The following is a 22553-nucleotide window of genomic DNA, read 5'->3' as shown; positions in this document are numbered from 1 at the left end:
GGTCTTTGTCCTTCCCTACTGGCTGGAGTACGGCATCAGCGCCAGATAGCGCGCGCGCTTGATGGCGCGGGCCAGCTCACGTTGAGGCTTCGCCGAAACCGCGGTGATGCGCGCGGGCACGATCTTGCCGCGCTCGGACACATAGCGGCCCAGCAGTTTCGGGTCTTTATAATCGATCTTCGGCGCGTTTTCGCCGGAGAACGGGCACACTTTCCGGCGGCGCTGGAACGAGCGGCGCGCGGGAAGGTTTTCAATGCTGACGTCTGATTTCGCCATGATTTTCTAGCCTTTCCTAGTCGCGGCGTTTCTTGCCGGTGTCGCGCTTGGACAGGATCGCGGAGGGTTCTTCCTCGTCGATCTCGTCCACCTTGACGGTCATGTAGCGCAGCACGTCATCGTGGATGCGCAGCTTGCGCTCCATTTCCTCGATGAAGTCTGTCGGCGCTTCCATGCCGATCAGGGCGTAGTGGCCCTTGCGGTTCTTGTTGATGCGGAAAGCCAGGCTGCGGAGACCCCAGTACTCGGTCTTCTTGACCGAGCCGCCAGCGCCTTCGATGTCGGACTTCAGTCCCTCAACGATCTCGTCGACCTGTTGGGGAGAAATATCCTGACGCGCGATCAGGACATGCTCGTAAAGCGGCATGCTTCACCCTTTCATTGAACCGTGGCGCAGGCAGGCCAGGGAAAGCCTGAAATCCCGCGTTGGCTCTGCGCATCCCGCCGCCGCACCACGCGACGGACTTTGACCAATGGAGGCAGACCACGGTTTCCTTTGTGAAGCGCGGGGTTATACATGTCGCCGAATCTATTTCAAGGCGTATGAACTGTGCTTTAGCCGCCCGCCCGGCGCGTGCTAGAACCCTTTTCCAACAATACGAAACAGCGAGGCGAGACGGCGATTATGGGCATGGCTTTGATTTTTCCGGGGCAGGGCAGTCAACACGTCGGCATGGGCGTGGATCTGGCCAACAGCTTCAAGTCCGCCCGGGAGGTCTTTGACGAGGTCGACGACGCCCTGGACCAGAAGCTTTTCAAGCTGATCAGCGAAGGCCCCGAGGACGAGCTGCGCCTCACCGAAAACGCCCAGCCCGCCCTGATGGCGGTCAGTCTTGCGGCCATCAACGCCTTGCACAAGGAATTCCATGTCCGCGCCCAGCGGTTTGACTATCTGGCCGGCCATTCTCTGGGCGAATACTCTGCGCTGGCCGCGGCCGACGCCCTGTCGATCGGCGAAACCGCCCAGTTGCTCAAGCGCCGGGGGGAGGCCATGCAACGCGCCGCCCCGGTGGGCGAGGGCGCCATGGCGGCCCTGCTGGGCGCCGATTACGATCAGGCCAACCGGGCCTGCGCCGCCGGCTCCAATATGGGCGTTTGCGAAATCGCCAATGACAATGCGCCGGGCCAGATCGTGATTTCCGGCTCCAAACCGGCGGTCGAGCGCGCGCTGGACGCGGCCAAGAGCCTTGGCGTGAAGAAGGCGATGCTGCTGCCGGTTTCCGCGCCCTTCCACTGCGCCCTGATGCGCCCCGCGGCGGAGGAAATGCAGGCGGCCCTGAACAGCGTGCGCTTCCGCATGCTGAAAGCGCCGATTGTGTCCAATGTCAGCGCGCACTCGGAAGACGATCCGGAGCGGATCGCCAAGCTGCTGGTCGAACAGGTCACCGGCCGGGTCCGCTGGCGCGAAAGCGTGGAGTGGATGTCGGAATCGGGCGTGGACCAGTTCATCGAAGTCGGGGCTGGCAAGGTGCTGACCGGCATGGTGAAGCGCATCGCGCCGTCGGCCACCCTGACCACGATCAACAAGCCCGAGGAACTCGAGGCTTTCGCTGAATCGCTCTAGAACCCGAAAAAAAATCGGAGCAACAACATGTTTGACCTGACTGGAAAACGCGCGCTGGTCACCGGCGCGACCGGCGGCCTTGGCGGCTCTATCGCCAGGGCGCTTCACGCCGCCGGCGCCGAGGTCGCGCTGTCCGGCACGCGAGAGGAAAAGCTGCAGGACGTAGCGAAGGATCTGGGCGAGCGCACCCATGTCGCGCCGTGCAATCTCTCCGATCCCGCCTCCGTGGATGCTTTGCCGGGGCAGGCGTCCGAAATGATGGGCGGGCTGGATATTCTGATTTCCAATGCCGGCGTCACCCGCGACCAGCTGTTGATGCGGATGAAGGACGATGACTGGGAGACCGTCATCAAGGTGAATCTCGAGGCCTATTACCGCCTCTCCAAGGCCGCCATGCGCGGCATGATGAAGGGGCGCTGGGGCCGGATCATCGGAATCACCTCTATTGTCGGCGTCACGGGCAATCCGGGGCAGGCCAATTATGCGGCCTCCAAGGCCGGCATGATCGGTTTCTCGAAATCGCTGGCGCAGGAAGTCGCCAGCCGCGGCGTGACGGTGAACTGCATCGCGCCGGGCTTTATTGCATCGCCCATGACCGATGAGCTGAACGAGGCGCAGCGCGACGCCATCCTGCAGAAAATCCCCTCGGGCCGTTTGGGCACGGGAGACGAGATCGCCTCCGCCGCCGTTTATCTGGCCAGCGAGGAGGCGGGCTATGTCACGGGCCAGACACTGCATGTGAATGGCGGCATGGCGATGATATAAAGCGCCTTGCGAGGCGCCATTCGGGCTTGCTGGTCAAGCTGGAAAAGGCATGGTAAGCCACAAATCGAAACACAGATCACGCGGTCACAGGATTGCAGTCCGCGCGGTCGCCTCAGGGAAAAGGCCGGCCTAGACCGGCGTCTTCAATAAACACAGCAGAGGTTTGATATGTCTGACGTTCAGGAGCGCGTTAAGAAGATTGTTGTCGAGCATCTCGACGTTGAAGAAGACAAGGTGAAGCCGGAAGCCAGCTTCATCGACGACCTCGGCGCGGACTCGCTCGACAATGTCGAACTGGTCATGGCGTTCGAGGAAGAATTCGACATCGAGATCCCGGACGACGCAGCCGAGCACATCCAGACGGTCGGCGACGCCGTTAAATACATCGAAGAAAAGAAATAAGCAGACGCGTTAGCCTCGATCATGAAACGCCGCGTTGCGGTTACCGGACTGGGCCTTGTCACGCCGCTCGCAACGGGCGTCGAAGAGACTTGGTCGCGCCTTCTTGAGGGGCGGTCCGGGGCCAACAAAATCGAAAATTTCGAAGCGTCCGACCTCGCCTGTCAGATCGCGGCCCAGGTGCCGCGCGTTGACGGGCGCGGCGGCGGCGCGGCTGACATGGCCGGCGTTTTCGACCCGGAACAGACTCTTTCCTCGAAAGAGCAACGCCGGGTCGATGAATTTATCCTCTACGCCATCGCGGCCGCCGATCAGGCGGTCAAGGACGCGAACTGGACGCCAGAGGATGAAGAATCGCGTTTGCGCACCGGTGTTCTGATCGGCTCCGGCATTGGAGGTCTCCAGACCATCAATGACGCGGCGCTGGAGCTGGAGAAAAGCGGACCGCGCCGGATCGGCCCGTTCGTGATTCCCTCGCTCCTGATCAATCTGGCCTCCGGTCAGGTTTCCATCCGTTACGGTTTCAAGGGTCCGAACCACGCCGTGGTGACGGCCTGCTCCACGGGCGCGCACGCTATTGGCGACGCCAGCCGCTTCATTCAGCGGGGCGATGCGGACGTGATGATTACGGGCGGCGCGGAGGCGGCGATTTGCCGTCTGGGCATCGCCTCGTTCGTGGGCTGCCGCGCGCTGTCCACGCATTTCAACGACCGCCCGACGGAGGCCTCGCGTCCCTATGACAAGGACCGCGACGGTTTCGTGATGGGCGAGGGCGCCGGCATCCTCGTGCTTGAGGAAATGGAGCACGCCAAGGCGCGCGGCGCGAAGATCTACGCCGAAGTGGTGGGTTACGGCCTTTCGGGCGACGCCCATCACATCACGGCCCCGGCCGAGGATGGCGATGGCGGCTACCGCTCCATGAAGGCGGCCCTGGAGGACGCCGGGCTGGCTCCGGGCGACATCGATTACATCAATGCGCACGGCACCTCGACGCCGCTGGGCGACGAGATCGAATTGCGGGCCGTCGAGCGCCTGTTCGGCGAAGCCGCCAGCGCCGATCTGGTGATGTCCTCCACAAAGTCCTCCATCGGCCACTTGCTGGGCGCTGCGGGGGCTGTGGAAGGCGCGTTCTGCGCGCTGGCGATCCGTGACGGCGTCTGTCCGCCGACCATCAATCTGGACAATCCGTCCGTTGAGTCGCGGATCAATCTGGCCCCGAATAAAAAGGTTGAGAAGCCCGTCAAGGCGGCGCTTTCGAACTCCTTCGGGTTCGGCGGCACCAACGCCTCGGTGGTGCTAGTCGCTCCGTCGTGAGCGAAAAGCCCAAGCGCGGCCGGGGCGGTTTCCGGATTTTCCTGACCTTCCTGGTCACGGCCATCGTGCTGGCTGTCGCCATCGCGGGCGCGGGCCTTGCTGGCTACGCCTGGTTCAACAACAAGATTGCCGAAAACGGGCCGCAAACGCCCGATAACCAGCCCCGGATCGTGGTGCTGGAGCGCGGCTCCCACCTTGGCCGCATCGCCGATACGCTGGAAGCTGAGGGCGCGGTCACCGATGCGCGCTTCTTCGAATGGGCGGTGCGAATCGATGGCGGTGAAAACGCCCTGAAAGCCGGCGAATACGCCTTCCCGTCCGGCGCCAGCATAAACGATCTCTACCGCCAGATTCGCGAGGGGCGGGTGTTGCAGCATCCGGTGACCATCCCGGAAGGCTGGCCCAGCGTCATGGTCGCCGACATCATCAATGAAGCCGACGTGCTGAGCGGCGATCCGGTGGAGCCGCCGGCAGAGGGCTCGATCCTGCCCGAGACCTATATGGTCCAGCGCGGGACGGACCGGGCGGAATTGCTGGACAAGATGCGGGCCGCCCAGGACCGGCTTCTGGCCGATTTATGGGCCGCCCGTGACCCGGACTTGCCCTTCGAGACACAGGAAGAGGCCATCATTCTGGCCTCGGTTGTCGAGAAAGAGACCGGAATCGCGGCTGAACGGCCGCACGTGGCGGGCGTTTTCGTGAACCGCCTCAAGCGCGGCATGAAGCTGGAAAGCGATCCCACCATCATTTACGGCGTAACGCAGGGACGCCCCCTCGGGCGGGGCATTCGGCGTTCGGAGATTGATGCCGTAACAGACTGGAATACCTACCAGATTACCGGCCTTCCCAAGACGCCGATCGCCAATCCCGGCGCGGATGCGATCCGGGCTGTTCTCAATCCGCCGGAAACCGATGATCTGTTTTTTGTGGCAGACGGCACGGGCGGGCATGTTTTCGCGTCCAGCTATCGCGATCATCAACGCAATGTCGCGCGGTGGCGCCAGATTGAACGGGAGCGTCGCCGGTGAGCCTGAACGGAATGACCGGTTTTGGCCGCGCCGATGGCGTGGCCGGCGCGCTGGTCTGGCGCTGGGAGGTCCGCAGCGTCAACGGCAAGGGGCTGGATGCGCGCCTGCGCCTGCCCGGCGGCCATGAAAGACTGGAGCCTGCGGCGCGGGAAATGATCCGCAAACGCTTCGCGCGCGGCTCTATCCAGGCCAATCTTCAGCTTCGTCAGGACGCAGCCCAGGCGCAGCCCGCGGTCAATGAAGACGCGCTAAAAGCCCTTCTGGACGCTGCCGGCCCGCTGATCGAGAGCGGCAAGGTCGCCAAACCGCGGCTGGATGGCTTGCTGGGCCTGCCGGGAATGTTGCTCTCCGCTGAGGAAAGCGATGACGAAGAGGCCCTGAAGGCGCTCGATTCCACGTTGCTTGACGGTCTGAAAACCGCGTTGTCGGAGCTGGCGGAAGGGCGCTCAGGCGAAGGCGCGGCGCTGAAAACCGTTCTGCTTGAACACCTTTCCTCGGTCGAAACGCTGGCGGAAAAGGCCGCCCGCAGCGCCGGGGCGCAACCCGCTGCGATCCGGGACCGTATCAAAACCGCGCTGGCCGACCTGCTGGAAGGCGACCTGCCGGAGGAGCGTCTGGCAACGGAATCAGCCATGCTGGCCCTGAAAGCGGATGTCCGGGAAGAGCTGGATCGCCTCACCGCCCATGTTGAAGCGGCCCGGGCGTTGATCGAAAAGGGCTCCCCCTGCGGCCGCAAGCTGGACTTCCAGATCCAGGAATTGATGCGTGAAGCCAATACGCTGTGCTCCAAATCCGCCGATATGGAGCTGACGCGCATCGGCCTGGACCTGAAAGCGGTGGTGGATCAGATGAAAGAGCAAACGGCCAATGTCGAATAAGGACGAGATCCGGACCCGCCGCGGCCTGCTTCTGGTTGTTTCCAGCCCCAGCGGGGCCGGGAAATCATCCCTGTCATCGGAGCTGATGAGCCGTCATCCGGAGCTGACCCTGTCCGTTTCGGCCACGACACGGCCCCCTCGCGAGGGTGAAAAGGACGGGGTTCACTATCATTTCCTGTCCGAATCCGAGTTTGAAAAGCGCAAGGATGCGGGCTGGTTTTATGAGTGGGCTAAGGTCCACGGCAATTATTACGGCACGCCGAAACAGGCGGTTATCGAGATCCTGGAGCGTGGTTGCGACGTGCTGCTGGACATAGACTGGCAGGGCGCACAGCAACTTCACCAGCATCGCGACAAGGATGTCGTCTCCATTTTCATCCTTCCGCCGTCCATGACGGAGCTGGAATCGCGTCTGCGCAAGCGCGCGCAGGACACGGACGCGGTGATTCAGGGGCGTCTGGAAGGCGCGGCGGACGAAATTACGCACTGGGCAGAATATGATTACGTCCTGCTGAACGATGATTTTGACGCAACAGCCGCCAAGATGGACACGCTCCTGCGCGCCGAACGCCTGAAACGCTTCCGGCAGACCTGGCTGACGGAGTTTGTCGGCCAGCTTCTCAGCCAGAAATAGATTCGCGCCAGACTTTCGCGAGCCGCTGAAACGCCTGCACAGACACCGTTTCCGGGCGCGTCTCAGGGGAAATCTCAGCTATTTCAAGCAGTTTATGGGCGTCGCCCAGCGTTGATAGCGACTTGCGGAGCATCTTTCTGCGCTGTGTAAACGCCGCTTTCGTGACCGTTTCCAGTGCGGAAATGTCCGAAAAACGCTCCGATTCCGGCAGGAAATCGAGCCGGACGACCGCAGAATCGATCTTGGGCGGGGGCGTAAAGGCGCGCGCCGGAATGGTCATTTCCAACCGAACCTGGCATCGCGACTGCGCCAGAACAGCCAGCCTCCCGAAGTCTTTTCCGCCCGGGGAGGCCGCAATCCGGTCCGCGACCTCCTTCTGGAACATCAGGGACATGGATGGCGCGGGCGGCGGATCGGCCGTCAGCCACCCGGTCAGCAGCGGAGTTCCGACATTATAGGGCAGGTTCGCGACGATTGCGGATGGCCCGTCTCCCAGATAATCGCGCGGATTCACTGTCAAAGCGTCCGCGTGAATGACGTCCAGCCGCCCGCCGGACGCACGGTTTATGTCTTCCAGAAGCGGCAGGAAACGCTCATCCGTTTCTACGGCAAAGACCTTTTCCGCGCCGCTTTCCAGCAGGGCGCGGGTCAGGCCGCCGGGGCCGGGGCCGACCTCCATGACGCGCGCGCCATCAAGCGGCCCGGCGAGACGGGTAATCTTGCGGGTGACGTTCAGATCGTAGAGGAAGTGCTGGCCCAGTGATTTTCGGGCCAGCAGGCCGTGCGCGTCGGCCATGTCGCGGACGCCGGGCAGCGTATCCAGACTCATGCCGCGCGCCGCCGCGCGCCCGTCTCGCCCGCCAGTCTGAGCGCCGCAATCAGGCTGTCCGCGCGCGCCTTTCCCTGTCCGGCAATATCGAAAGCCGTGCCGTGGTCGGGGGAGGTGCGGGCGATGGGCAGGCCGAGGGTCAGGTTCACCCCGCCGTGGAAATCCAGCGTTTTCACCGGGATCAGGCCTTGATCGTGATACATGCAGATGGCCGCGTCATAGCCCGCGCGCGCTTCCTCATGGAACATCGTGTCCGCGGGACGGGCGTCGGAAATATCGATCCCTTCGCTTCGCAGGGCGGCGGCGGCGGGGTTGATGATGGATTTTTCCTCGACGCCGATCCGCCCGCCTTCGCCGGCATGGGGGTTGAGGCCGGCCAGGGCGATGCGCGGCGCCGCAATGCCGAAATCCCGCTTCAAGGCGTCATGGACCACGCGGGCCACGGCCTTGATACGGCTTTGGGTGATGGTGCGCGCGGCTTCGGCCAGTCCGACATGGATGGTTACCAGCGCGGTGCGCAGGCCGCCGCCGGACAGCATCATCACCGGGCCGCGTGGACCATCCCAGGCGGCGCCTTCGGTCAGGTGGGCGAGATATTCCGTGTGGCCGGGAAACGCGAAACCGTGGGCGTAAAGAACGGACTTGGCGATGGGGTTTGTGGCGACCGCCACGGTTTCCCCATCCAGAGTCAGGCGCACGGCGCGGCGGATGGAGTCCAGAACCGCCGGCGCATTATCGGGGTCCGGTTTGCCGGGCGTGACAGGCCGCGCGGCCGGGCAGGACAGAACGGGGAGGGCGTCCGAAAAGACATCAGCCGCTTCGGTGACGGTTTCAATCAGGCGCGGCGCGTCCATGCCGGCGGACCTTGCCGCCGCGCGCGCCGTTTCGGGGTCGCCGATCAGGACAAAGGCGGGGCCGGTTTCGCGCAAGGCGCGCCAGGCGGACAATGTGATTTCGGGGCCGATGCCGGCCGGGTCGCCCATGGTCAGGGCAATCAGATTGCCAGAGGCGGTCACCGGACGTCGACAGTGGATTCGCGGCGAACATCACGCAGATAGCCGCGCGCCAGAAGCGACTGGCGCTGACCGCGAAGCTGGCTGGCGATTTCCTCGTCGCTGGGCACGCCGTCAGCCGATTGCTGACGGTCGCACAGAACAAAGCTCTGGAGGCCCAGGGCGGTGTCCAGCGGAGCGGTCGCGGAGACCGGCTGCAGGCCGCTGACCGCCTGTTTGATTTCCGGCTGCAGGGCGTTGTCGGACAGGGAGCCCAGATTGGTCGGGAACGCGCCGTCCAGCTGTCCGGCGGCGTCTTCCACGGCGTCGCAGCTGTCAATGCCGTCGGCGACTTCCGCCAGCGCCTGGCGGGCTTGCTGACGTTCTTCCGCCGTGGCGTCTTCCGGCACCGGCAGGGTGATCGACTGCAGGCGCAGCTGATTGACCACGCCGCCTTCATTCTTGGCGCGCAGGGCGATCAGATAGACGCCGCCCGGCACCCGGATCGGCGGGCTGACCCGTCCGGCCGGCATCTCGCGCAGCACCGATTCCACTTCCGGGCGCAATTCGCCGGAGAGAACCCAGCCCGCATCGCCGCCAGACTCAGCCGTGGCCGAGGCAGAATATTCACGCGCCAGAACGGGGAATTCCGCGCCATCGACCATTTGCTGGATCAGGGAATTGGCCAGCTGGCGGACTTCCTGTTCTTCACCGACATTCTGAATCGGCAGGAAAATTTCGGCGATCAGGTAGCGCGGCTTGGACAGTGAATTGATGATGCGTTCGCGGGTTTCCGCGATCTGGTCGTCGGAAACCCGAACCCGGCCGCCATAACGCCCGTCCACCAGATACTGCCACGCCAGTTCCGACTTGATCTGGTCGCGCAGCGTATTGGGATAGATTCCCGAGGCGCGCAGATCGGCCAGGATGTCGTCAACCGTGACATTGTTCTGCTGTGCGAGACGGCCAAGGGCGCCGTCCACTTCCTCTTCGGTGACCTCCACCTCGTAACGGCGGGCCTCCTGAAGCTGGAGCTTCTCATCGACCAGAGACCGGAGGGCCTGATCCTCCATCCGGGTGAGGGTTTCCTCGTCCGGCTGGGCGCCGGTCGTGGCGATCATCAGCAACATGCGCTGGCGCACGTCAAAAGTGGAGATCGGCTCGTCATTGACGACCGCGGCAACGGCCTCGCCGGTTTGAGCGTGTGCGCCGGCGACGCCGCCGAGCGACAGAACCAAAGCAATAATCAGGCAGATAGGCTTCATGGTCGGAACACGCTTCGTTCAGAGAAATTCAAATACCGTGATCGGCGCGAAAACATAGCCAAAGCATAGCTTCACGCAATGTTTGCGGGCGCCCTGCGGGGCGGCTTTATCTTGTGCCGAACGCGCCAAGGCTCTTAAGCGAAAACCGCAGGACAATCGATTCAGAGGGGCCCAGCGCGCGGTCGGAGACATTGTTGTCCTGATAGACCAGCCGGACGGCCGTGCAGCAATCCTCGTATCCCAGGGAGAGATATTGCCGGCGGAATTCGCCCTCATCCATGTCGATCTTCGCGCCATAGCCGATGGACCAGTTCTCCCGCACCCACCATTCCAGCGAGGCGTCCATTTCTTCCTGCGGGCCGCGGCGGGAGAAGTCATTGGAGAAGTTGATGTATTCAGCGGAGGCGCGGATAAATTCGCCGCGATACTGGGCGTTGACCGCCAGACGCTGGGTTTCGAAATCATCTTCGTCCAGACGAACCTGGGTGCCGAGCTTCCAGCGGCGATCCGGCTCATAGCTGGCTTCCACCACATAATCGGAACGCTTGCTGGCCAGACCCGATTCCTCGGGCAGGAAATCGGTGTTGTCGCGCAGGCTTTGCCCCAGGAAGAGCGTCGCCTTGGCGTCGCGGCCCCACAGCGCGCTGACCCGGGCGCCGTAATTGGCCCGCAGACCTTCTTCCCAGCGGTCGAAGCCGGTGAACTTGTTCAGCTGGAACAGGTTCGACTCGCCCAGATCCAGCGTCAGGCTGTCCTGATTGACCAGATTTGCGGTGCCGGCGGTTATGCCGCTCGCCAGGCTGAGGAAATCGTCATTGTCGCCGGCCGCGGCGATCAGCTGCAAGCGCGGCTCGATCATCCAGTCCACCGACTCGCCGGGGCGGTAGAACGGATAGGTCAGGTCGACCCCGGCAAGGCCGAGCAGGCGGCTGAAATCGTCATCGGTTTCGTCGCGCGTGATCGGGTCGATTGCATCGGAGATATCGTAAAAATCGACACGACCGAATGCGAACGGTTCGGCCACGAAGCCGCCGCTGCTGACCCAGCGCGCCTTCCAGTCCAGCTCTCCGGTCGCCCGGCGGTAATCCACCCCGTCCGAGCGGGTGAGGGCGACGCCGTCAAAAACGGTCTCGACCCGGCCGAAAGAATCCAGATCGAAGAAATGGCGGGATTCCACAATCGGCAGAACCTGCGGAAGCGTGTCGTCATCCTCGTTCGCGCGCAGGCCCTGGAAATCCACGACGGCGGCGGTGTTGTAGGAATTTTCGTCCTGGCCGGCCACGAAGAGCTGGCTGATCAGGCGCTTACGCTCTGCGGCGTAGATGCCGCGGCGCGTGTCGCTTTCATTGAGGTCGTAACGGTCGAGATAGAGGTCATCGGAAACGCGCTCGACGCCAAAGCCCCAGGACCAGTCCTCATTGATGCTGAACAGGCCGCTGCCGAAAATATGGCCACGCAGTTTTTCGTCGCCGAACTTGTCGCCTTCGGAGCCGAAAAGCTGCTCGTAAGTGCCGCTGCCCTCCAGTTCCACGACGCCGGAGAAGAAACGCTTGGTGTATTCAAAGCCGATTAGCGGGTTCACATTGGTCATCACGCGCGGCGTAATGGTGAGGTCCTGGCTGGGCGTCACGGCCCAGTAGACCGGCTGCTGGTACCAGGCGCCGGTCTTGGACGACAGGCCGAAGGTCGGCATCAGCAGGCCGGACTTGCGCTCCACCGCCGGGTCGGGGTGGGCGAAGAAGGGCGCGTAGAAGACCGGGACGCCTTTCACCTCGAACACCGCATCGCGGTAATAGATCATCTCCTCTTCGTTATCCTGCACGACCTTGCGGGCGCGCAGGCGCCAGGTCGGCTTGGCGGAGATGTCTTCGGGGATCGGGCAGGCGGTATAGACCGCGTTTGTCAGCTGGTTCTTCTCGCCCTTGCGCGAGGCGTAGGACGCCATGGCCTTGCCGTCATTGGGCAGGCGGATGGAGAAACTTTCAGCCAGGCCGGTGCTGAGATCGTCTGTCAGCTCGACGTCTTGGGCGTATTCGACGGTTCCGTTTGCCTCGATAATCGTGACGCCGCCGCTGGCGAAAACCTGTCCGGTCGAGGGCAGGTATTCGACGCGTCCGGCGCGGACCACGCGTTCCTCGTAGCGCGCCTCGACATTGCCCTCCGCGATATAGCGGCCGTTCTCCCGCTCATAGGTAACGGAGTCGGCTTCCAGATAGACGCCGCCTTCCGCGAAGAACGAACTGTCAGCTTGTGCGAGGGCCGGCGCGGCCTGGAAAGCGCCAATCGCGAGCGCGGTCGCGGCGACGGCGTATTTCAGCGTAGATTTCAGCCGCATGATTTGGCGATCATCCTCCCCGCGACGCACGGTATTTAAGCCAGACCTGATCGTTAGCCGACCTCGGCGCGCGCGTCCACGGGCCAGACACTTATCCGTCTTCCATCTGAGCGATAAAGGCGGTGGCCAGGAACAGCGCCGCCAGCGGCGCCGCGGAGGCCGCAAGGGCGGGAGGCAGGCTGCCGCTTTCGGCGATAGCGGCCAGAAGATCGTCGGTGAAAAACAGCAGGAAACCGCCCGCCCCGCCCAGCACGGCAAGGGGAAGCGCCCCGCCAAGACGGGCCAGGCGCAGGGAAACCGCCGCTCCAATCATCGCCATGGCGGCCAGCATCAAGGGCATCGCCGCAAGGCTGAAAAAGCGGATTTCGTAATTGCGGCTGGACGCGCCGGAGGATTCGGCCGTGCGCATGGCGTCTCTCAGGCGCCAGAAGGACAGGGACTTGGCCTGTTCCTCCCGGTCGAAGACGGTTTCAGAATCAATATTGGAGGGAAAAGACACCGCCTCCAGAGCGCGCGGCTGCGCGCCCGGTGATGATTCGACCGCGTTTTCCAGTTGCCAGAACCCGGCGCGGAGGGCGGCGCGTTCGGCGTCTATGCGCTCCACAAAGCTCATCTGGCCGTCGATGTCGGGCTCGTAAAAGAAGAAAGTGGCGTTGATCAGTTCGTCATTGCCCTGATCGACCGCGGTCGCGCGGATAATGGTTTTCTGTCCGGGCGATCCGCCCAGCAGCCAGAGCCGCCCCTGGCTGACCACCTGGGTCTGGGTTTCGCCGCGCACCATTTCGGCGCGGCGCTGCTCGAACTCTGCGTTCATCTCGGCCGCGATCGGGTTCAGCGCGACCGGGGCGAGCAGGCCGATGATGATGGCGAGCGCCAGCGGCGGCGTCAGGAAGCGCCAGGCGGACAGGCCCGCGGCGCGCATCACGATCAGCTCCGACCGTCGGTTCAGCCGGAACAGGGCGTACATGGTGCCGAACAGGATGATGAAGGGCAGGGTGGTCTCGACCAGCATCGGGGTCTTGAGCAGGGTCAGCTGACCCAGCGCGAACGGGTTCGCGTTCTCCGCCCGCGCGCCGACGGTGCGGGTCTGCTCCACAAAATCGACCAGCAGAATCAGCGTCAGGACGATGCCCAGTACGAGGCTGAGCCCTTGCAGCGTCTGCGAGTAGAGGTAACGCCCCAGCTTGGAGAAGAGCAGGATCACGCGGTCGCCCTCTTAAACAGGTTGCGGTGCGGCGCCCGTCTTTTGGGATTGAGCAGCATGATGATGGCGACGCCGCCGCCGGCCAGCGGCACGGCGTATTGCAGGATATTCAGCAGCGGGTCGTCATTGGCGGCTGACTGCGCTGCAAAGCCCAGCAATCGGACCGCCAGCGCAGCGCCCGTGGCGATCCATATTCGCCGGGCATAGCCGACCCGGCTGAAATCACCGCCTATCAGCGCCAGAATGGCGATCAGGACTACGGCAATATCGTGGATGGGCGTGGCGATCCTCGAATGGCCCTCGGCCAGCATCTCGTCACGGTTGGCCGCTTCCCAGTGATCGGTGGGGTCCGGGAACAGAAGCTCGTGCAGGTAGCGGTCGGAGAGTTTGTAGACCAGCTCCCCCTGCGGCTCGACAAAGCGGGTGAGGTCGAACGGGTAGGTGTCGAAATCGAGGTAGGAGAGGCGGCCGTCATCCTCGATCTGCTGGATGCTGCCCTGTTGCAGAATGATCTGCGGCGATACCGCGCTCTGCACCAGCCGCCCGGTCTTGGCCATGTAGACCACCGGCTTGGACGGGTCGCGCGCGTCCTCGATCATCAGGCCGGTCAGCTGACCTCCCGGCTGCACGTCCTGCAGATAAAGGGTGAGGTCGTCGCTGGGCTTCACGAATTCGCCCGGCTTGACCAGCGTGGCGGCGAGATCCGCTTGTGCGTCGTACAGGGTGCGCCGCATCTCCCGGTAGGAGAAGGGCTGCGCCCACAGCATGATCGCCAGATGCGCCGCCGCGGCCAGCAGGGCCAGTCTGAGCGCTGGCGTAACCACGCCCCAGCGCGACATGCCGGAAGCGGAGGCGACCACCAGCTCGCTCTCCGTGTGCAGTCTGTGCAGGGCGTATGTGACCGAGATGAACAGGGCGATGGGAATGACCAGCGAAAGCAGCTGGGGCATCGCCAGCACCGTCACATAGACGAAGATATAAAGGCCCCGCTGCTCCTCCACGAGCAGGGATATGCTCGCCAGACTCTGGGTCAGAATCGCAAGGCCGGTCAGCGCGGCAAGCGCCACGATGAAAGGCCAAAGGATCTGGCGGAAGAAATAGGCTTGCAGGTGCTTCATCGGGCGGGGCTGACAGAGGCGGGTTGGCGGGGTTCTAACCTAGCCCCGGATCGGATACCACAGCGCATAACGCCCATATGAATGATGCGGCGCTGAAAATTCATACTGCGCCGAAATAAAGCGATATTGTGAGGACGCCATGAAAATAAGTTTCGTTGATCCCTCTGACGCCAAAGGTTCGCTGGCGGTTCTTTCATTTGAAGACGACGGCCTGAGCTCTGCTGCAAGCGCCGTGAATGATTCGACCGGCGGCGCGGCGATGCGCGCGACCGGCGCTTCGCGCTTCCGCGGCAAGGTTGGCCAGATCGCCGAAATCCTGGCCCCGGGCGGGGTCGAAGCGGACCGGATCCTGGTGGTCGGCGCCGGCAAGGCGGACAAGCTGGACCGTGACGCGCTGGAACGGATCGCCGCCAGCGCGGTGAAGCGCGTTCTGGCCTCCGGCGAGAAATCCCTGACGCTGCGTCTGGACGGCGTGAAGGTCAGCGCAGACGACGCCGCCGCCGCCGGGGTGGCCGCGCACATGGCCGCCTACCGGTTCGATCATTACCGCACCAATCTGGACGCCGACAAAAAACCGTCCCTGGAATCCTTCCAGATTGCTGTCGATGACGCAGTGGCGGGCGAGGACGCCTGGAGCCGTTACCAGCATATCGCCGAAGGCGTGTCGCTGGCCCGCGACCTGGTTGGCGAACCGCCCAACGTGCTGTTCCCCGCCGCCTTTGCCGAACGCTGTCAGGCGCTGGAGGCGCAGGGCGTCGAAGTTGAAGTCCTGGACGAGAAGAAGATGGCGGAGCTGGGCATGAACGCCCTGCTGTGCGTCGGACAGGGCAGCCGCAAGGAATCCAAGCTGGCCATTATGAAATGGATGGGCGACGACAACGATGAGAAGCCGATCCTTCTGGTCGGCAAAGGCGTCTGTTTCGATGCGGGGGGCATCTCGCTGAAGCCCGGTGACCGCATGTGGGACATGAAGGCCGACATGGGCGGCGCCGCGGGCGTCACGGGCGCGATGCGCGCCATCGCGGGGCGCAAGGCCAAGGTCAACGTGATCGGCATTGTCGGTCTGGTCGAGAACATGCCGGACGGCGACGCCACGCGCCCGAGCGACATCGTGAAATCGGCCAGCGGTCAGACGATCGAGGTTCAGAATACCGACGCCGAAGGCCGTCTCGTCCTCAGCGACGCGCTCTGGTACGGCCAGACGCATTTCGATCCGGCCTGCGTGATCGACATGGCGACGTTGACCGGCGCGATGGTGATTTCGCTGGGTCAGGAATATGCGGGCGTCTTCACCAATTCCGACACGCTGTGGAGCGGTCTGGAAGAAGCCGGCAAGAACGGATCGGAGCAGGTCTGGCGCCTGCCGCTGGCCGATGGCTATGACCGTCTGCTGGATTCCGACTATGCCGACATGAAGAATATCGGCGGGCGGGCGGCCGGTTCGATCACCGCGGCGCAGTTCCTTGGCCGTTTCATCGACAAGGACCGCGACTGGGCGCATATCGACATCGCGGGCGTGGCGATGAAAGACAAGCGCGACGACCCGCGGGAGCCCGTCTGGGGCACCGGTTGGGGCGTGCGTATCCTGGACCGCTTCGCCGCGTCGCGGGAGAAATAGGCTCAAGCGATGGGGGAGGTCTGGTTCTACCATCTTGAGCGCGCCTCGCTGAACGAGACGCTCCCCTCGCTGCTTGAGAAGACACTCCAGAAGGGCTGGCGCGCCCTGGTGCGCGTCGGCTCTCAGGAGCGTCTGGATTCCCTCGACGGCCTGCTCTGGACCTATCGTGATGAATCGTTCCTGCCGCATGGCCGGTTTGATTCCGAGGATGCCGAGCGTCAGCCGATCCTGCTGACGCTGGACGCCGACAACGCCAATTCGGCCCAGATTCTTTTCCTTACAGACCCCTCCGCCGCGTTCGATGTGGAACAATTCGAGCGCGTGGCGCTTGTGTTCGACGGAAACGATCAGGACTCGGTCGCCGCCGCACGCGAGCGATGGAAAGAGGCCCGGTCAAAAGATGCGGCCGTCAGCTACTGGCGGCAATCGGAGGACGGACGATGGACAAAGGCGGGATAATTGCGGGCGCGGCCATGATCGCGGTGTTGTATGGCTGCACGGCCATGGACGGCGATATGAATACCGGAAAGACGCCGCCCCCGCCGTCTGATCGGGGTTCCTGCGGCGCGGCCATGTTCCAGAGCATGGTGGGCCAGCCGGAAGGCGAGATCCATGAGCCGAGCCTGCCGACGCCTTACCGCATCATCGGCCCGGACGACATGATCACGCAGGACCATCGTCCGGATCGCCTGAACATCTATCTGGATGGCGATGATCGCGTGAAAAGCGTGCGCTGCGGCTAGGCCTCGATTTCGGCCTTGGCCTTTTCATAGGTCTCGGCCGCTTCCAGCCATTCGGTTTCCAGCTCTTCGAGCTTCTTGACCGTCTGCCCGCGCGATTGTGAGAGCTTCGCGGCGGCTGCGGGCTGTTTCTCATAGAGGTCCGGCGCGGCCAGCAAGCCGTCCAGTTCCTCGATCTCGGCGCGCAGTTTTTCCATTTTCTTTTCAATGTCCTGCGTGCGTTTCTTGAGAGGCGCGATTTCGGCCCGGCGGGCGGCGGCGTCGCGTCGGCGGACGGAGCGCGCGTCTTCGGATTTCTGCGGCTTTGCCGGACCGTCCGGGTTGTCTTCGCCCCTCAGGACATAGCGGCGGTAATCGTCCAGATCGCCATCGAAGGCTTCCACGCCGCCATTCTCCACCAGCCAGAGACGGTCGGAGACCGAAGCCAGGAAATGGAAATCGTGGCTGATGATGATCGCCGCGCCCGGGAAATTATTGATGGCGTCGGCCAGCGCGGCCCGGGAATCGATATCCAGATGGTTGGTCGGTTCGTCGAAAACCAGAAAATGCGCGCCCTCAAAGGTCGCCAGGAACATCAGCAGGCGGGTTTTCTCGCCGCCTGAGAGTTCGCCCGCCGGCGTTTCGCCTTTGGCTTGCGGCAGGCCGACCGAGCCGAGCTTCGCGCGGCGCTGAGCCTCCGTGGCTTCCGGCATCAGTTCGACAACGTGCTCGTAAGCGGACTTCTTCGGGTTCAGGGCGTCCAGCGCATGCTGAGCGAAATAGGCGATCTGCAACTTCTTGTGAGAGCCGACGCGCCCTTCCTGCGGCGGTAGCAAGCTGGTCAGCGCCTTGATCAGGGTGGATTTGCCTGACCCGTTACGGCCCAGCAGTCCGATGCGGTCATCGCCATTGATCAGCAGGCTGATATCCCTGAGCACGGGTTTTCCCGGCTCGTACCCAAGCGTTGCATGATCGAAGCGCACCAGAGGCGGCGACATGCGGCGCGTGCTTTCAGGAATGAAGAAGGGCGCGACCGGGTGGGCGATTGAGGTGGCGACGGGCTTCATGCGCTCCATGCGCTTGATCCAGCTCTGCGCCTGCCGCGCCTTGCTGGCCTTGTAGCGGAAGCGGTCGATCAGCTCGCCCAGGCGGCGCTTCTCCTCCTCCTGCTTGTCACGCAGCTTCAGGTCGAGGCGCTGGCGTTCCTCCAGCTGGCGTTCGAAATCGTCATAGCCGCCCTCATAGGCGGTCAGCTTGCCGTCCATCAGGTGCAGGATGCGGTCGCAGGCATTGTTCAGCAGACTGCGATCATGGGAGATGATCAGAGCCGCGCCCTCGAAGCGCGACAGGTGACGCTCCAGCCAGACCGCGCCTTCCAGGTCCAGATAGTTGGTCGGTTCGTCCAGCAGCAGCAGATCGGGCCGCGCGAATAAAGCGCCCGCCAGCGCCACGCGCATACGCCAGCCGCCTGAGAAGGTTTTGCACGGCGCCGATTGCTGTTCGTGCGAGAAGCCAAGACCGTTCAGGATGGCGCCGGCGCGCGCTTCGGCGGAATAGGCCTCGATATCGGCAAGGCGTGTCTGAATTTCGGCAATGCGGTTGGGCTCGGTGGCGGTTTCCGCTTCTTCCAGCAGCGAAGCGCGCTCGGTGTCCTGCGACAGCACGAAGTCCATGACCGGGACCTCGCCGGCCGGCGCTTCCTGATCGACCCAGCCTAGGCGCGCGCGCTGACGCACGCGCACAGAGCCGCCATCGGGGGCGAGCGTGCCGCGGATCAGGCGGAGAAGGGTGGTCTTGCCCGTGCCGTTGCGCCCGACAAGCCCGACATGGCCCGACGCGGGGATGTGCGCGCTGGCCCCGTCAAAGAGTTTTCGCCCCTCCAGCGTGAATTCCAGATCGTTGATGTGCAGCATTTTATCGAGTCGGACTGTTGGGGTTCGGCAGCGGACTGCTTTACAGGGTCAGGGGCCGTTGCTAGAGGCCGCGACGACATTTCCCAAATACTTTATCTCAAGAGGAGAGAAGCGATGGCGGTCGAGCGCACCCTGTCCATCATCAAGCCCGACGCGACCAAGCGGAACCTGACGGGACGTATCAACGCCCTGATCGAGGAAGCCGGTCTGCGTATCATTGCCCAGAAGCGGGTTCAGATGAGCCGCGAGCAGGCGGAAGGCTTCTATGAAGTCCACAAGGAACGCCCCTTCTTCGGCGAACTGGTCGACTTCATGATTTCCGGCCCGGTCGTGGTCCAGGTCCTGGAAGGCGAAAACGCCATTGCCCGCTATCGCGAAGTGATGGGCGCCACCAACCCGTCCGAAGCGGCGCCGGGCACGATCCGCGCGGAGCACGCCGAATCCATCGGTGAAAACTCCGTCCACGGTTCGGACGCCCCGGAAACCGCGGCGAACGAAATTCCGTTCTTCTTCAAGGACGAAGAGATCGTCGGCTAATCGCCGGTCTGTGGCTTGTGCGGCGCCGGGTAGAATAAAGGCCCGGCGCCGGGCTTGCCGTTTTCCAGCTCCAGCACCACGCGCTCCCGGCGCACGCTGGCGCGGCCCTCCGCCACCAGGCGGACGCATTCCGGGTAGAGCAGATGCTCCGCCGCCAGAACCCGTTCGGCGAGGTCGGCGGGCTCGTCTTCCTCGAAAACCGGCACGGCGGCCTGTCCCACGATGGGGCCGTCATCCATGTCTTCCCTGACGAAATGAACCGTACAGCCATGGATGCGGACGCCCGCGTCGATGGCGCGCTCATGCGTGTTCAGGCCGCGGAAGGCGGGCAGGAGCGAGGGGTGGACGTTCAGGATCTGGTCGCGCCATTCCTTGACGAAATCCTCGCCCAGCAGGCGCATGAAGCCGGCGAGGCAAATAAAGTCGATTTTTTCCTGTTTCAGCCGCGTATCCAGCGCGTTTTCGAACGCGGCGCGGTCCGGATAGTCGGCGTGACCGAGAACGGCGGTCGGCGCGCCCATGTCCCGCGCGATTTCCAGCCCCCCTGCGCCGGCCTTGTTCGACAGGACCAGAGCGACTTCCGCGGGGAAATCCGGATTCTGGCAGGCCTGAAGCAAGGCGCGCATGTTCGACCCGCGCCCCGATATCAGGATGGCGATGCGGGCGGTCATTTTGCAGCGGCCAGCTTGCCGATTTTCCAGACGCATTCATCGGCGTCTTCCAGCGCCTGAATCGTGCTGTCGGCGTCTTCGGCGGCCACGCAAAGCACCATGCCGACGCCCAGATTGAAGGTGCGGCGCATTTCAGCTTCCTCAATGCCCCCGGCCTCCTGCAGCCAGCTGAACAGGGCCGGACGCGGCCAGGCGTCATAATCGATTTCGGCGTTCAGGGATTTGGGCAGCATGCGCGGCAAGTTCTCGGTCAGGCCGCCGCCGGTGATGTGGGCCGCGCCCTTCACCTTGCCGGCCTTCAGCAGCGGCAGGACGGAGCGGACATAGATGCGCGTCGGGGCCAGCAGCGCATCGCCCAGCGTGGAGCCCTGGGTAAACGGGGCGGGGTCGGAGACGGCGAGGCCTTCGCGCTCCACCACGCGGCGGATCAGCGAGTAGCCGTTTGAATGGGCGCCGGAGGAGGCGATGCCGATGAGAACGTCGCCGGCCGCCATGTCCTTTTCGCGCGGCAGGATGGCGTGGCGCTCCACCGCGCCGACCACGAAGCCGGCTAGGTCAAATTCGCCCTTGCCATAGATGCCGGGCATTTCCGCCGTTTCGCCGCCGATCAGGGCGCAACCCGCATCGCGGCAGCCGGACGCGATTCCGGCAATGACTTCGGCGGCGTGCGTCGGGTCCAGCTCCCCGGTCGCAAAATAATCCAGGAAAAAGAGCGGTTCGGCCCCCTGGACCAGAACGTCATTGACGCACATGGCCACGAGGTCCGCGCCCAGCCCGTCGAAGCGGCCGCTGTCGATGGCGACTTTCAGCTTCGTGCCGACGCCGTCCGTGCCGGAGATCAGGACGGGATCCTGATAACCGGCGGCCTTCAGGTCGAACGCGCCGCCGAAACCGCCCAGATCGCCTTCCGCGCCCGGCCGCCGGGTGGCCTTGGCCAGCGGCTTGATCAGGTCGACAAGCTTGTCGCCGGCGTCGATATCGACCCCGGAATCCTTGTAGGTGAGGGGCGTTTTCTTGTCTTCGGCCATCGGGGATCGTCTCTGGTGCTGAATCGGCTAAGAGCGGAGCTTAAAAGAGAATGGCTGCGCAAGATATCGATCCCGCGCTTCACCGCCGCTATAGTTTCGCAGAAGACGCAAATCAAAGGGGAACCGCCGTGCTTCGAGCCATTTGCATACTGATCCTGGCCGGATTTGCCGCTGTATCGGCGCAGGCCCAGGACGATATCGACATGTTCACGATCTCCGGCGTGAAGATCGATGCTTCGGGCGAAACCGCCACGGACGCGCGGCAGGCAGCCATCGCGGAAGGCTCCGCCAAGGCCATGCGCAAGCTGTTTGAGCGGCTGACCCTGCGCGAGGATCACGACTCGCTGCCCGGCGTTGCGCCGTCCACCGCGACATCGCTGGCGACGGGCTTCCAGATCGATAACGAGTTGCGCTCCCCGACGCGCTATCGCGGCTTGCTGACCGTGTCCTTCGACCCGGTGGGCGTTTCGCAATATCTGCGCAATCGCGGGATCGCCTTCGTGGAGTCCGCCGCGCCGCCAACGCTGGTCCTGCCGGTGCTGGACGCCGGCGGCCGGGCGCGGCTGTGGGAGGCCAATCCCTGGGGCGATGCGTGGGACGAGGACCGTTATGCGGCGACCTTCACGCCGGTCATGCTGGCTGACGGCTTCGATACCGACAACGACATTCTGACCGCGCAAAAGGCGCGCGATCTGGACACGGACGCGATCCGCGCCCTGGCCCGGCTCTACAATGTCGAGCGGGTCCTGGTCGCTGTTGCGCGGCCGGATCAGGGCAATGCGCGCGTTGATCTGACCTTTATCCGCACCGAGCCGGAGTTCGAGGAAATTGAACGGCTGCGCGAGGAGAAACTGCGCCGGCAGGAGCCCTCCTTCGATGATGATTTGATGGATGAGCCCGGAACCGGCGACATGGATCAGGACGGCGAGAAAAGCGCCTTCGGCGATGATTTCGAGCCTGTCGTGACGCCGCTGGATCCCGTGCGGGTCAATCGCGAGGAAGGCGATAATATTCTGGAGATCGCGGCCGATCGTTCGCAGATCCAGCTTGCCGAGCTTTGGAAACAGACCGCCATCGTTCGGGCCAAGCAGAAGACGGAAGTGCAGCTGACCGTCATGTACCGCAATATCTCCGAATGGCTGGAGCTGCGGTCGGCGATCGGGGCCTCGCCGTTCATCGCCGATGCGCGGCTGGACGGCATTTCCCGTGACGGCGCGCTGATGACCGTGACCTATCGCGGTCTGCGCGAACAGCTGATGGGCGACCTCTACAAGCGCGGCGCGCGCATGCAGAGCAGCCAGGAGCTGGGCGAGGTGGTTCATGCCCTGACCTGGCGGCCGTTCGAGGATGAGCGGTTTGGCGAGGATGATGACGGCATGATGGATAACCGGCGGGACGACCGTTTCGGCGACGCCTCCGGCCAGCGCGAAGAACGCTTCGACAGAGGCCTATGACGGGCCAGCTTC

Annotated in this window: 23 protein-coding genes; 12 read left to right on the top strand and 11 right to left on the bottom strand. The window is 63.7% G+C overall.

What is annotated here, in order from left to right:
* Window positions 1-15 precede the first annotated feature (15 nt).
* Window positions 16-276, bottom strand: coding sequence for a 30S ribosomal protein S18 (gene rpsR, locus H2040_RS00210; RefSeq protein WP_022699006.1), 261 nt, complete (start codon window positions 274-276; stop codon window positions 16-18).
* A 16-nt stretch (window positions 277-292) separates the two neighbouring features.
* Window positions 293-643, bottom strand: a complete 351-nt coding sequence (gene rpsF / locus H2040_RS00205) for a 30S ribosomal protein S6 (protein ID WP_022699005.1) — start codon at window positions 641-643, stop codon at window positions 293-295.
* A gap of 258 nt (window positions 644-901) precedes the next feature.
* On the opposite strand from rpsF, the gene fabD reads away from it, so the two are divergent.
* The 7 genes from fabD (at window position 902) to gmk (ending at window position 6858) form a co-directional block, all read left to right on the top strand.
* Window positions 902-1840: an ACP S-malonyltransferase gene (gene fabD / locus H2040_RS00200; RefSeq protein WP_022699004.1), complete on the top strand. Its 939-nt coding sequence runs from the start codon at window positions 902-904 to the stop codon at window positions 1838-1840.
* Window positions 1841-1867: 27 nt separating this feature from the next.
* Window positions 1868-2605, top strand: a complete 738-nt coding sequence (fabG, locus tag H2040_RS00195) for a 3-oxoacyl-[acyl-carrier-protein] reductase (RefSeq protein ID WP_287153242.1) — start codon at window positions 1868-1870, stop codon at window positions 2603-2605.
* A 168-nt stretch (window positions 2606-2773) separates the two neighbouring features.
* A complete protein-coding gene (locus tag H2040_RS00190; RefSeq protein WP_022699002.1) occupies window positions 2774-3007 on the top strand; it encodes an acyl carrier protein in 234 nt (77 codons plus the stop codon).
* Between the two features lie 21 nt (window positions 3008-3028).
* A complete protein-coding gene (fabF, locus tag H2040_RS00185) occupies window positions 3029-4318 on the top strand; it encodes a beta-ketoacyl-ACP synthase II (RefSeq protein ID WP_022699001.1) in 1290 nt (429 codons plus the stop codon).
* Entirely contained in the window at window positions 4315-5346 is a 1032-nt protein-coding gene (gene mltG, locus H2040_RS00180) for an endolytic transglycosylase MltG (RefSeq protein WP_287153238.1), read from the top strand. Before fabF ends, mltG begins: the two co-directional genes overlap by 4 nt.
* Window positions 5343-6224 carry a YicC/YloC family endoribonuclease gene (locus H2040_RS00175; protein ID WP_287153236.1) on the top strand — a complete coding sequence of 294 codons (882 nt, stop codon included), beginning with the start codon at window positions 5343-5345 and terminating at the stop codon, window positions 6222-6224. Before mltG ends, H2040_RS00175 begins: the two co-directional genes overlap by 4 nt.
* On the top strand, window positions 6214-6858 hold the full coding sequence (gene gmk / locus H2040_RS00170) for a guanylate kinase (RefSeq protein WP_287153234.1): 645 nt from the start codon (window positions 6214-6216) through the stop codon (window positions 6856-6858). Before H2040_RS00175 ends, gmk begins: the two co-directional genes overlap by 11 nt.
* On the opposite strand, the gene rsmA is transcribed toward gmk, so the two are convergent.
* The 6 genes from rsmA to H2040_RS00140 all read right to left on the bottom strand — a co-directional run bounded on the left by rsmA (window position 6845) and on the right by H2040_RS00140 (window position 14601).
* On the bottom strand, window positions 6845-7687 hold the full coding sequence (rsmA, locus tag H2040_RS00165; protein WP_287153232.1) for a 16S rRNA (adenine(1518)-N(6)/adenine(1519)-N(6))-dimethyltransferase RsmA: 843 nt from the start codon (window positions 7685-7687) through the stop codon (window positions 6845-6847). The two genes, gmk and rsmA, sit on opposite strands and share 14 nt — an antisense overlap.
* Complete coding sequence (gene pdxA / locus H2040_RS00160) at window positions 7684-8670, bottom strand: 4-hydroxythreonine-4-phosphate dehydrogenase PdxA (protein ID WP_502709318.1); 987 nt, start codon at window positions 8668-8670, stop codon at window positions 7684-7686. The genes rsmA and pdxA overlap by 4 nt, the downstream gene beginning before the upstream one ends.
* 29 nt (window positions 8671-8699) lie before the next feature.
* The gene (locus H2040_RS00155; RefSeq protein WP_287153228.1) at window positions 8700-9944 is read right to left on the bottom strand and encodes a peptidylprolyl isomerase; all 1245 of its coding nucleotides are present in this window, start codon (window positions 9942-9944) and stop codon (window positions 8700-8702) included.
* A 106-nt stretch (window positions 9945-10050) separates the two neighbouring features.
* Window positions 10051-12279, bottom strand: coding sequence for an LPS-assembly protein LptD (locus tag H2040_RS00150; RefSeq protein WP_287153226.1), 2229 nt, complete (start codon window positions 12277-12279; stop codon window positions 10051-10053).
* Between the two features lie 91 nt (window positions 12280-12370).
* Window positions 12371-13483, bottom strand: a complete 1113-nt coding sequence (locus H2040_RS00145; protein ID WP_022698993.1) for an LptF/LptG family permease — start codon at window positions 13481-13483, stop codon at window positions 12371-12373.
* Window positions 13480-14601, bottom strand: a complete 1122-nt coding sequence (locus H2040_RS00140) for an LptF/LptG family permease (RefSeq protein WP_287153222.1) — start codon at window positions 14599-14601, stop codon at window positions 13480-13482. Before H2040_RS00140 ends, H2040_RS00145 begins: the two co-directional genes overlap by 4 nt.
* Window positions 14602-14740: 139 nt before the next feature.
* Here H2040_RS00140 and H2040_RS00135 point away from each other — a divergent pair, with 139 nt between their 5' ends.
* From H2040_RS00135 to H2040_RS00125, 3 genes are read left to right on the top strand one after another with little or no spacing between them, the layout of a single operon-like run.
* A complete protein-coding gene (locus H2040_RS00135) occupies window positions 14741-16219 on the top strand; it encodes a leucyl aminopeptidase (protein ID WP_287153220.1) in 1479 nt (492 codons plus the stop codon).
* A gap of 9 nt (window positions 16220-16228) precedes the next feature.
* Window positions 16229-16678: a DNA polymerase III subunit chi gene (locus tag H2040_RS00130; protein WP_022698990.1), complete on the top strand. Its 450-nt coding sequence runs from the start codon at window positions 16229-16231 to the stop codon at window positions 16676-16678.
* A gap of 14 nt (window positions 16679-16692) precedes the next feature.
* A complete protein-coding gene (locus H2040_RS00125) occupies window positions 16693-16962 on the top strand; it encodes an I78 family peptidase inhibitor (protein ID WP_161624636.1) in 270 nt (89 codons plus the stop codon).
* Here the strand turns inward: H2040_RS00125 and H2040_RS00120 are convergent.
* Complete coding sequence (locus tag H2040_RS00120) at window positions 16959-18851, bottom strand: ABC-F family ATP-binding cassette domain-containing protein (RefSeq protein ID WP_287153210.1); 1893 nt, start codon at window positions 18849-18851, stop codon at window positions 16959-16961. The genes H2040_RS00125 and H2040_RS00120 overlap by 4 nt on opposite strands.
* Window positions 18852-18965: 114 nt before the next feature.
* Here H2040_RS00120 and ndk point away from each other — a divergent pair, with 114 nt between their 5' ends.
* A complete protein-coding gene (gene ndk / locus H2040_RS00115) occupies window positions 18966-19388 on the top strand; it encodes a nucleoside-diphosphate kinase (RefSeq protein ID WP_287153208.1) in 423 nt (140 codons plus the stop codon).
* On the opposite strand, the gene purN is transcribed toward ndk, so the two are convergent.
* On the bottom strand, window positions 19385-20059 hold the full coding sequence (purN, locus tag H2040_RS00110; RefSeq protein ID WP_287153206.1) for a phosphoribosylglycinamide formyltransferase: 675 nt from the start codon (window positions 20057-20059) through the stop codon (window positions 19385-19387). The genes ndk and purN overlap by 4 nt on opposite strands.
* Window positions 20056-21087 (bottom strand): phosphoribosylformylglycinamidine cyclo-ligase, encoded by a 1032-nt coding sequence (gene purM / locus H2040_RS00105; RefSeq protein ID WP_022698986.1) that lies wholly within the window; start codon window positions 21085-21087, stop codon window positions 20056-20058. The genes purN and purM overlap by 4 nt, the downstream gene beginning before the upstream one ends.
* Window positions 21088-21215: 128 nt before the next feature.
* Here purM and H2040_RS00100 point away from each other — a divergent pair, with 128 nt between their 5' ends.
* Entirely contained in the window at window positions 21216-22541 is a 1326-nt protein-coding gene (locus H2040_RS00100) for a DUF2066 domain-containing protein (protein WP_287153203.1), read from the top strand.
* Window positions 22542-22553 lie beyond the last annotated feature (12 nt).

Source organism: Euryhalocaulis sp., assembly GCF_013911995.1.
Lineage (GTDB): Bacteria > Pseudomonadota > Alphaproteobacteria > Caulobacterales > Maricaulaceae > Euryhalocaulis > Euryhalocaulis caribicus.
Note: the sequence above shows the minus strand (reverse complement) of the source record. Positions and strands in the feature narration are given on the sequence as shown.

What these genes read in the sequence shown, in the direction of transcription:
- rpsR (WP_022699006.1), bottom strand. Translation starts at nt 276, where the DNA reads ATGGCGAAATCAGACGTCAGCATTGAAAACCTTCCCGCGCGCCGCTCG.
- rpsF (WP_022699005.1), bottom strand. Translation starts at nt 643, where the DNA reads ATGCCGCTTTACGAGCATGTCCTGATCGCGCGTCAGGATATTTCTCCC.
- fabD (WP_022699004.1), top strand. Translation starts at nt 902, where the DNA reads ATGGGCATGGCTTTGATTTTTCCGGGGCAGGGCAGTCAACACGTCGGC.
- fabG (WP_287153242.1), top strand. Translation starts at nt 1,868, where the DNA reads ATGTTTGACCTGACTGGAAAACGCGCGCTGGTCACCGGCGCGACCGGC.
- H2040_RS00190 (WP_022699002.1), top strand. Translation starts at nt 2,774, where the DNA reads ATGTCTGACGTTCAGGAGCGCGTTAAGAAGATTGTTGTCGAGCATCTC.
- fabF (WP_022699001.1), top strand. Translation starts at nt 3,029, where the DNA reads ATGAAACGCCGCGTTGCGGTTACCGGACTGGGCCTTGTCACGCCGCTC.
- gmk (WP_287153234.1), top strand. Translation starts at nt 6,214, where the DNA reads ATGTCGAATAAGGACGAGATCCGGACCCGCCGCGGCCTGCTTCTGGTT.
- rsmA (WP_287153232.1), bottom strand. Translation starts at nt 7,687, where the DNA reads ATGAGTCTGGATACGCTGCCCGGCGTCCGCGACATGGCCGACGCGCAC.
- pdxA (WP_502709318.1), bottom strand. Translation starts at nt 8,670, where the DNA reads ATGGGCGACCCGGCCGGCATCGGCCCCGAAATCACATTGTCCGCCTGG.
- H2040_RS00155 (WP_287153228.1), bottom strand. Translation starts at nt 9,944, where the DNA reads ATGAAGCCTATCTGCCTGATTATTGCTTTGGTTCTGTCGCTCGGCGGC.
- H2040_RS00150 (WP_287153226.1), bottom strand. Translation starts at nt 12,279, where the DNA reads ATGCGGCTGAAATCTACGCTGAAATACGCCGTCGCCGCGACCGCGCTC.
- H2040_RS00140 (WP_287153222.1), bottom strand. Translation starts at nt 14,601, where the DNA reads ATGAAGCACCTGCAAGCCTATTTCTTCCGCCAGATCCTTTGGCCTTTC.
- H2040_RS00135 (WP_287153220.1), top strand. Translation starts at nt 14,741, where the DNA reads ATGAAAATAAGTTTCGTTGATCCCTCTGACGCCAAAGGTTCGCTGGCG.
- H2040_RS00130 (WP_022698990.1), top strand. Translation starts at nt 16,229, where the DNA reads ATGGGGGAGGTCTGGTTCTACCATCTTGAGCGCGCCTCGCTGAACGAG.
- H2040_RS00125 (WP_161624636.1), top strand. Translation starts at nt 16,693, where the DNA reads ATGATCGCGGTGTTGTATGGCTGCACGGCCATGGACGGCGATATGAAT.
- H2040_RS00120 (WP_287153210.1), bottom strand. Translation starts at nt 18,851, where the DNA reads ATGCTGCACATCAACGATCTGGAATTCACGCTGGAGGGGCGAAAACTC.
- ndk (WP_287153208.1), top strand. Translation starts at nt 18,966, where the DNA reads ATGGCGGTCGAGCGCACCCTGTCCATCATCAAGCCCGACGCGACCAAG.
- purN (WP_287153206.1), bottom strand. Translation starts at nt 20,059, where the DNA reads ATGACCGCCCGCATCGCCATCCTGATATCGGGGCGCGGGTCGAACATG.
- purM (WP_022698986.1), bottom strand. Translation starts at nt 21,087, where the DNA reads ATGGCCGAAGACAAGAAAACGCCCCTCACCTACAAGGATTCCGGGGTC.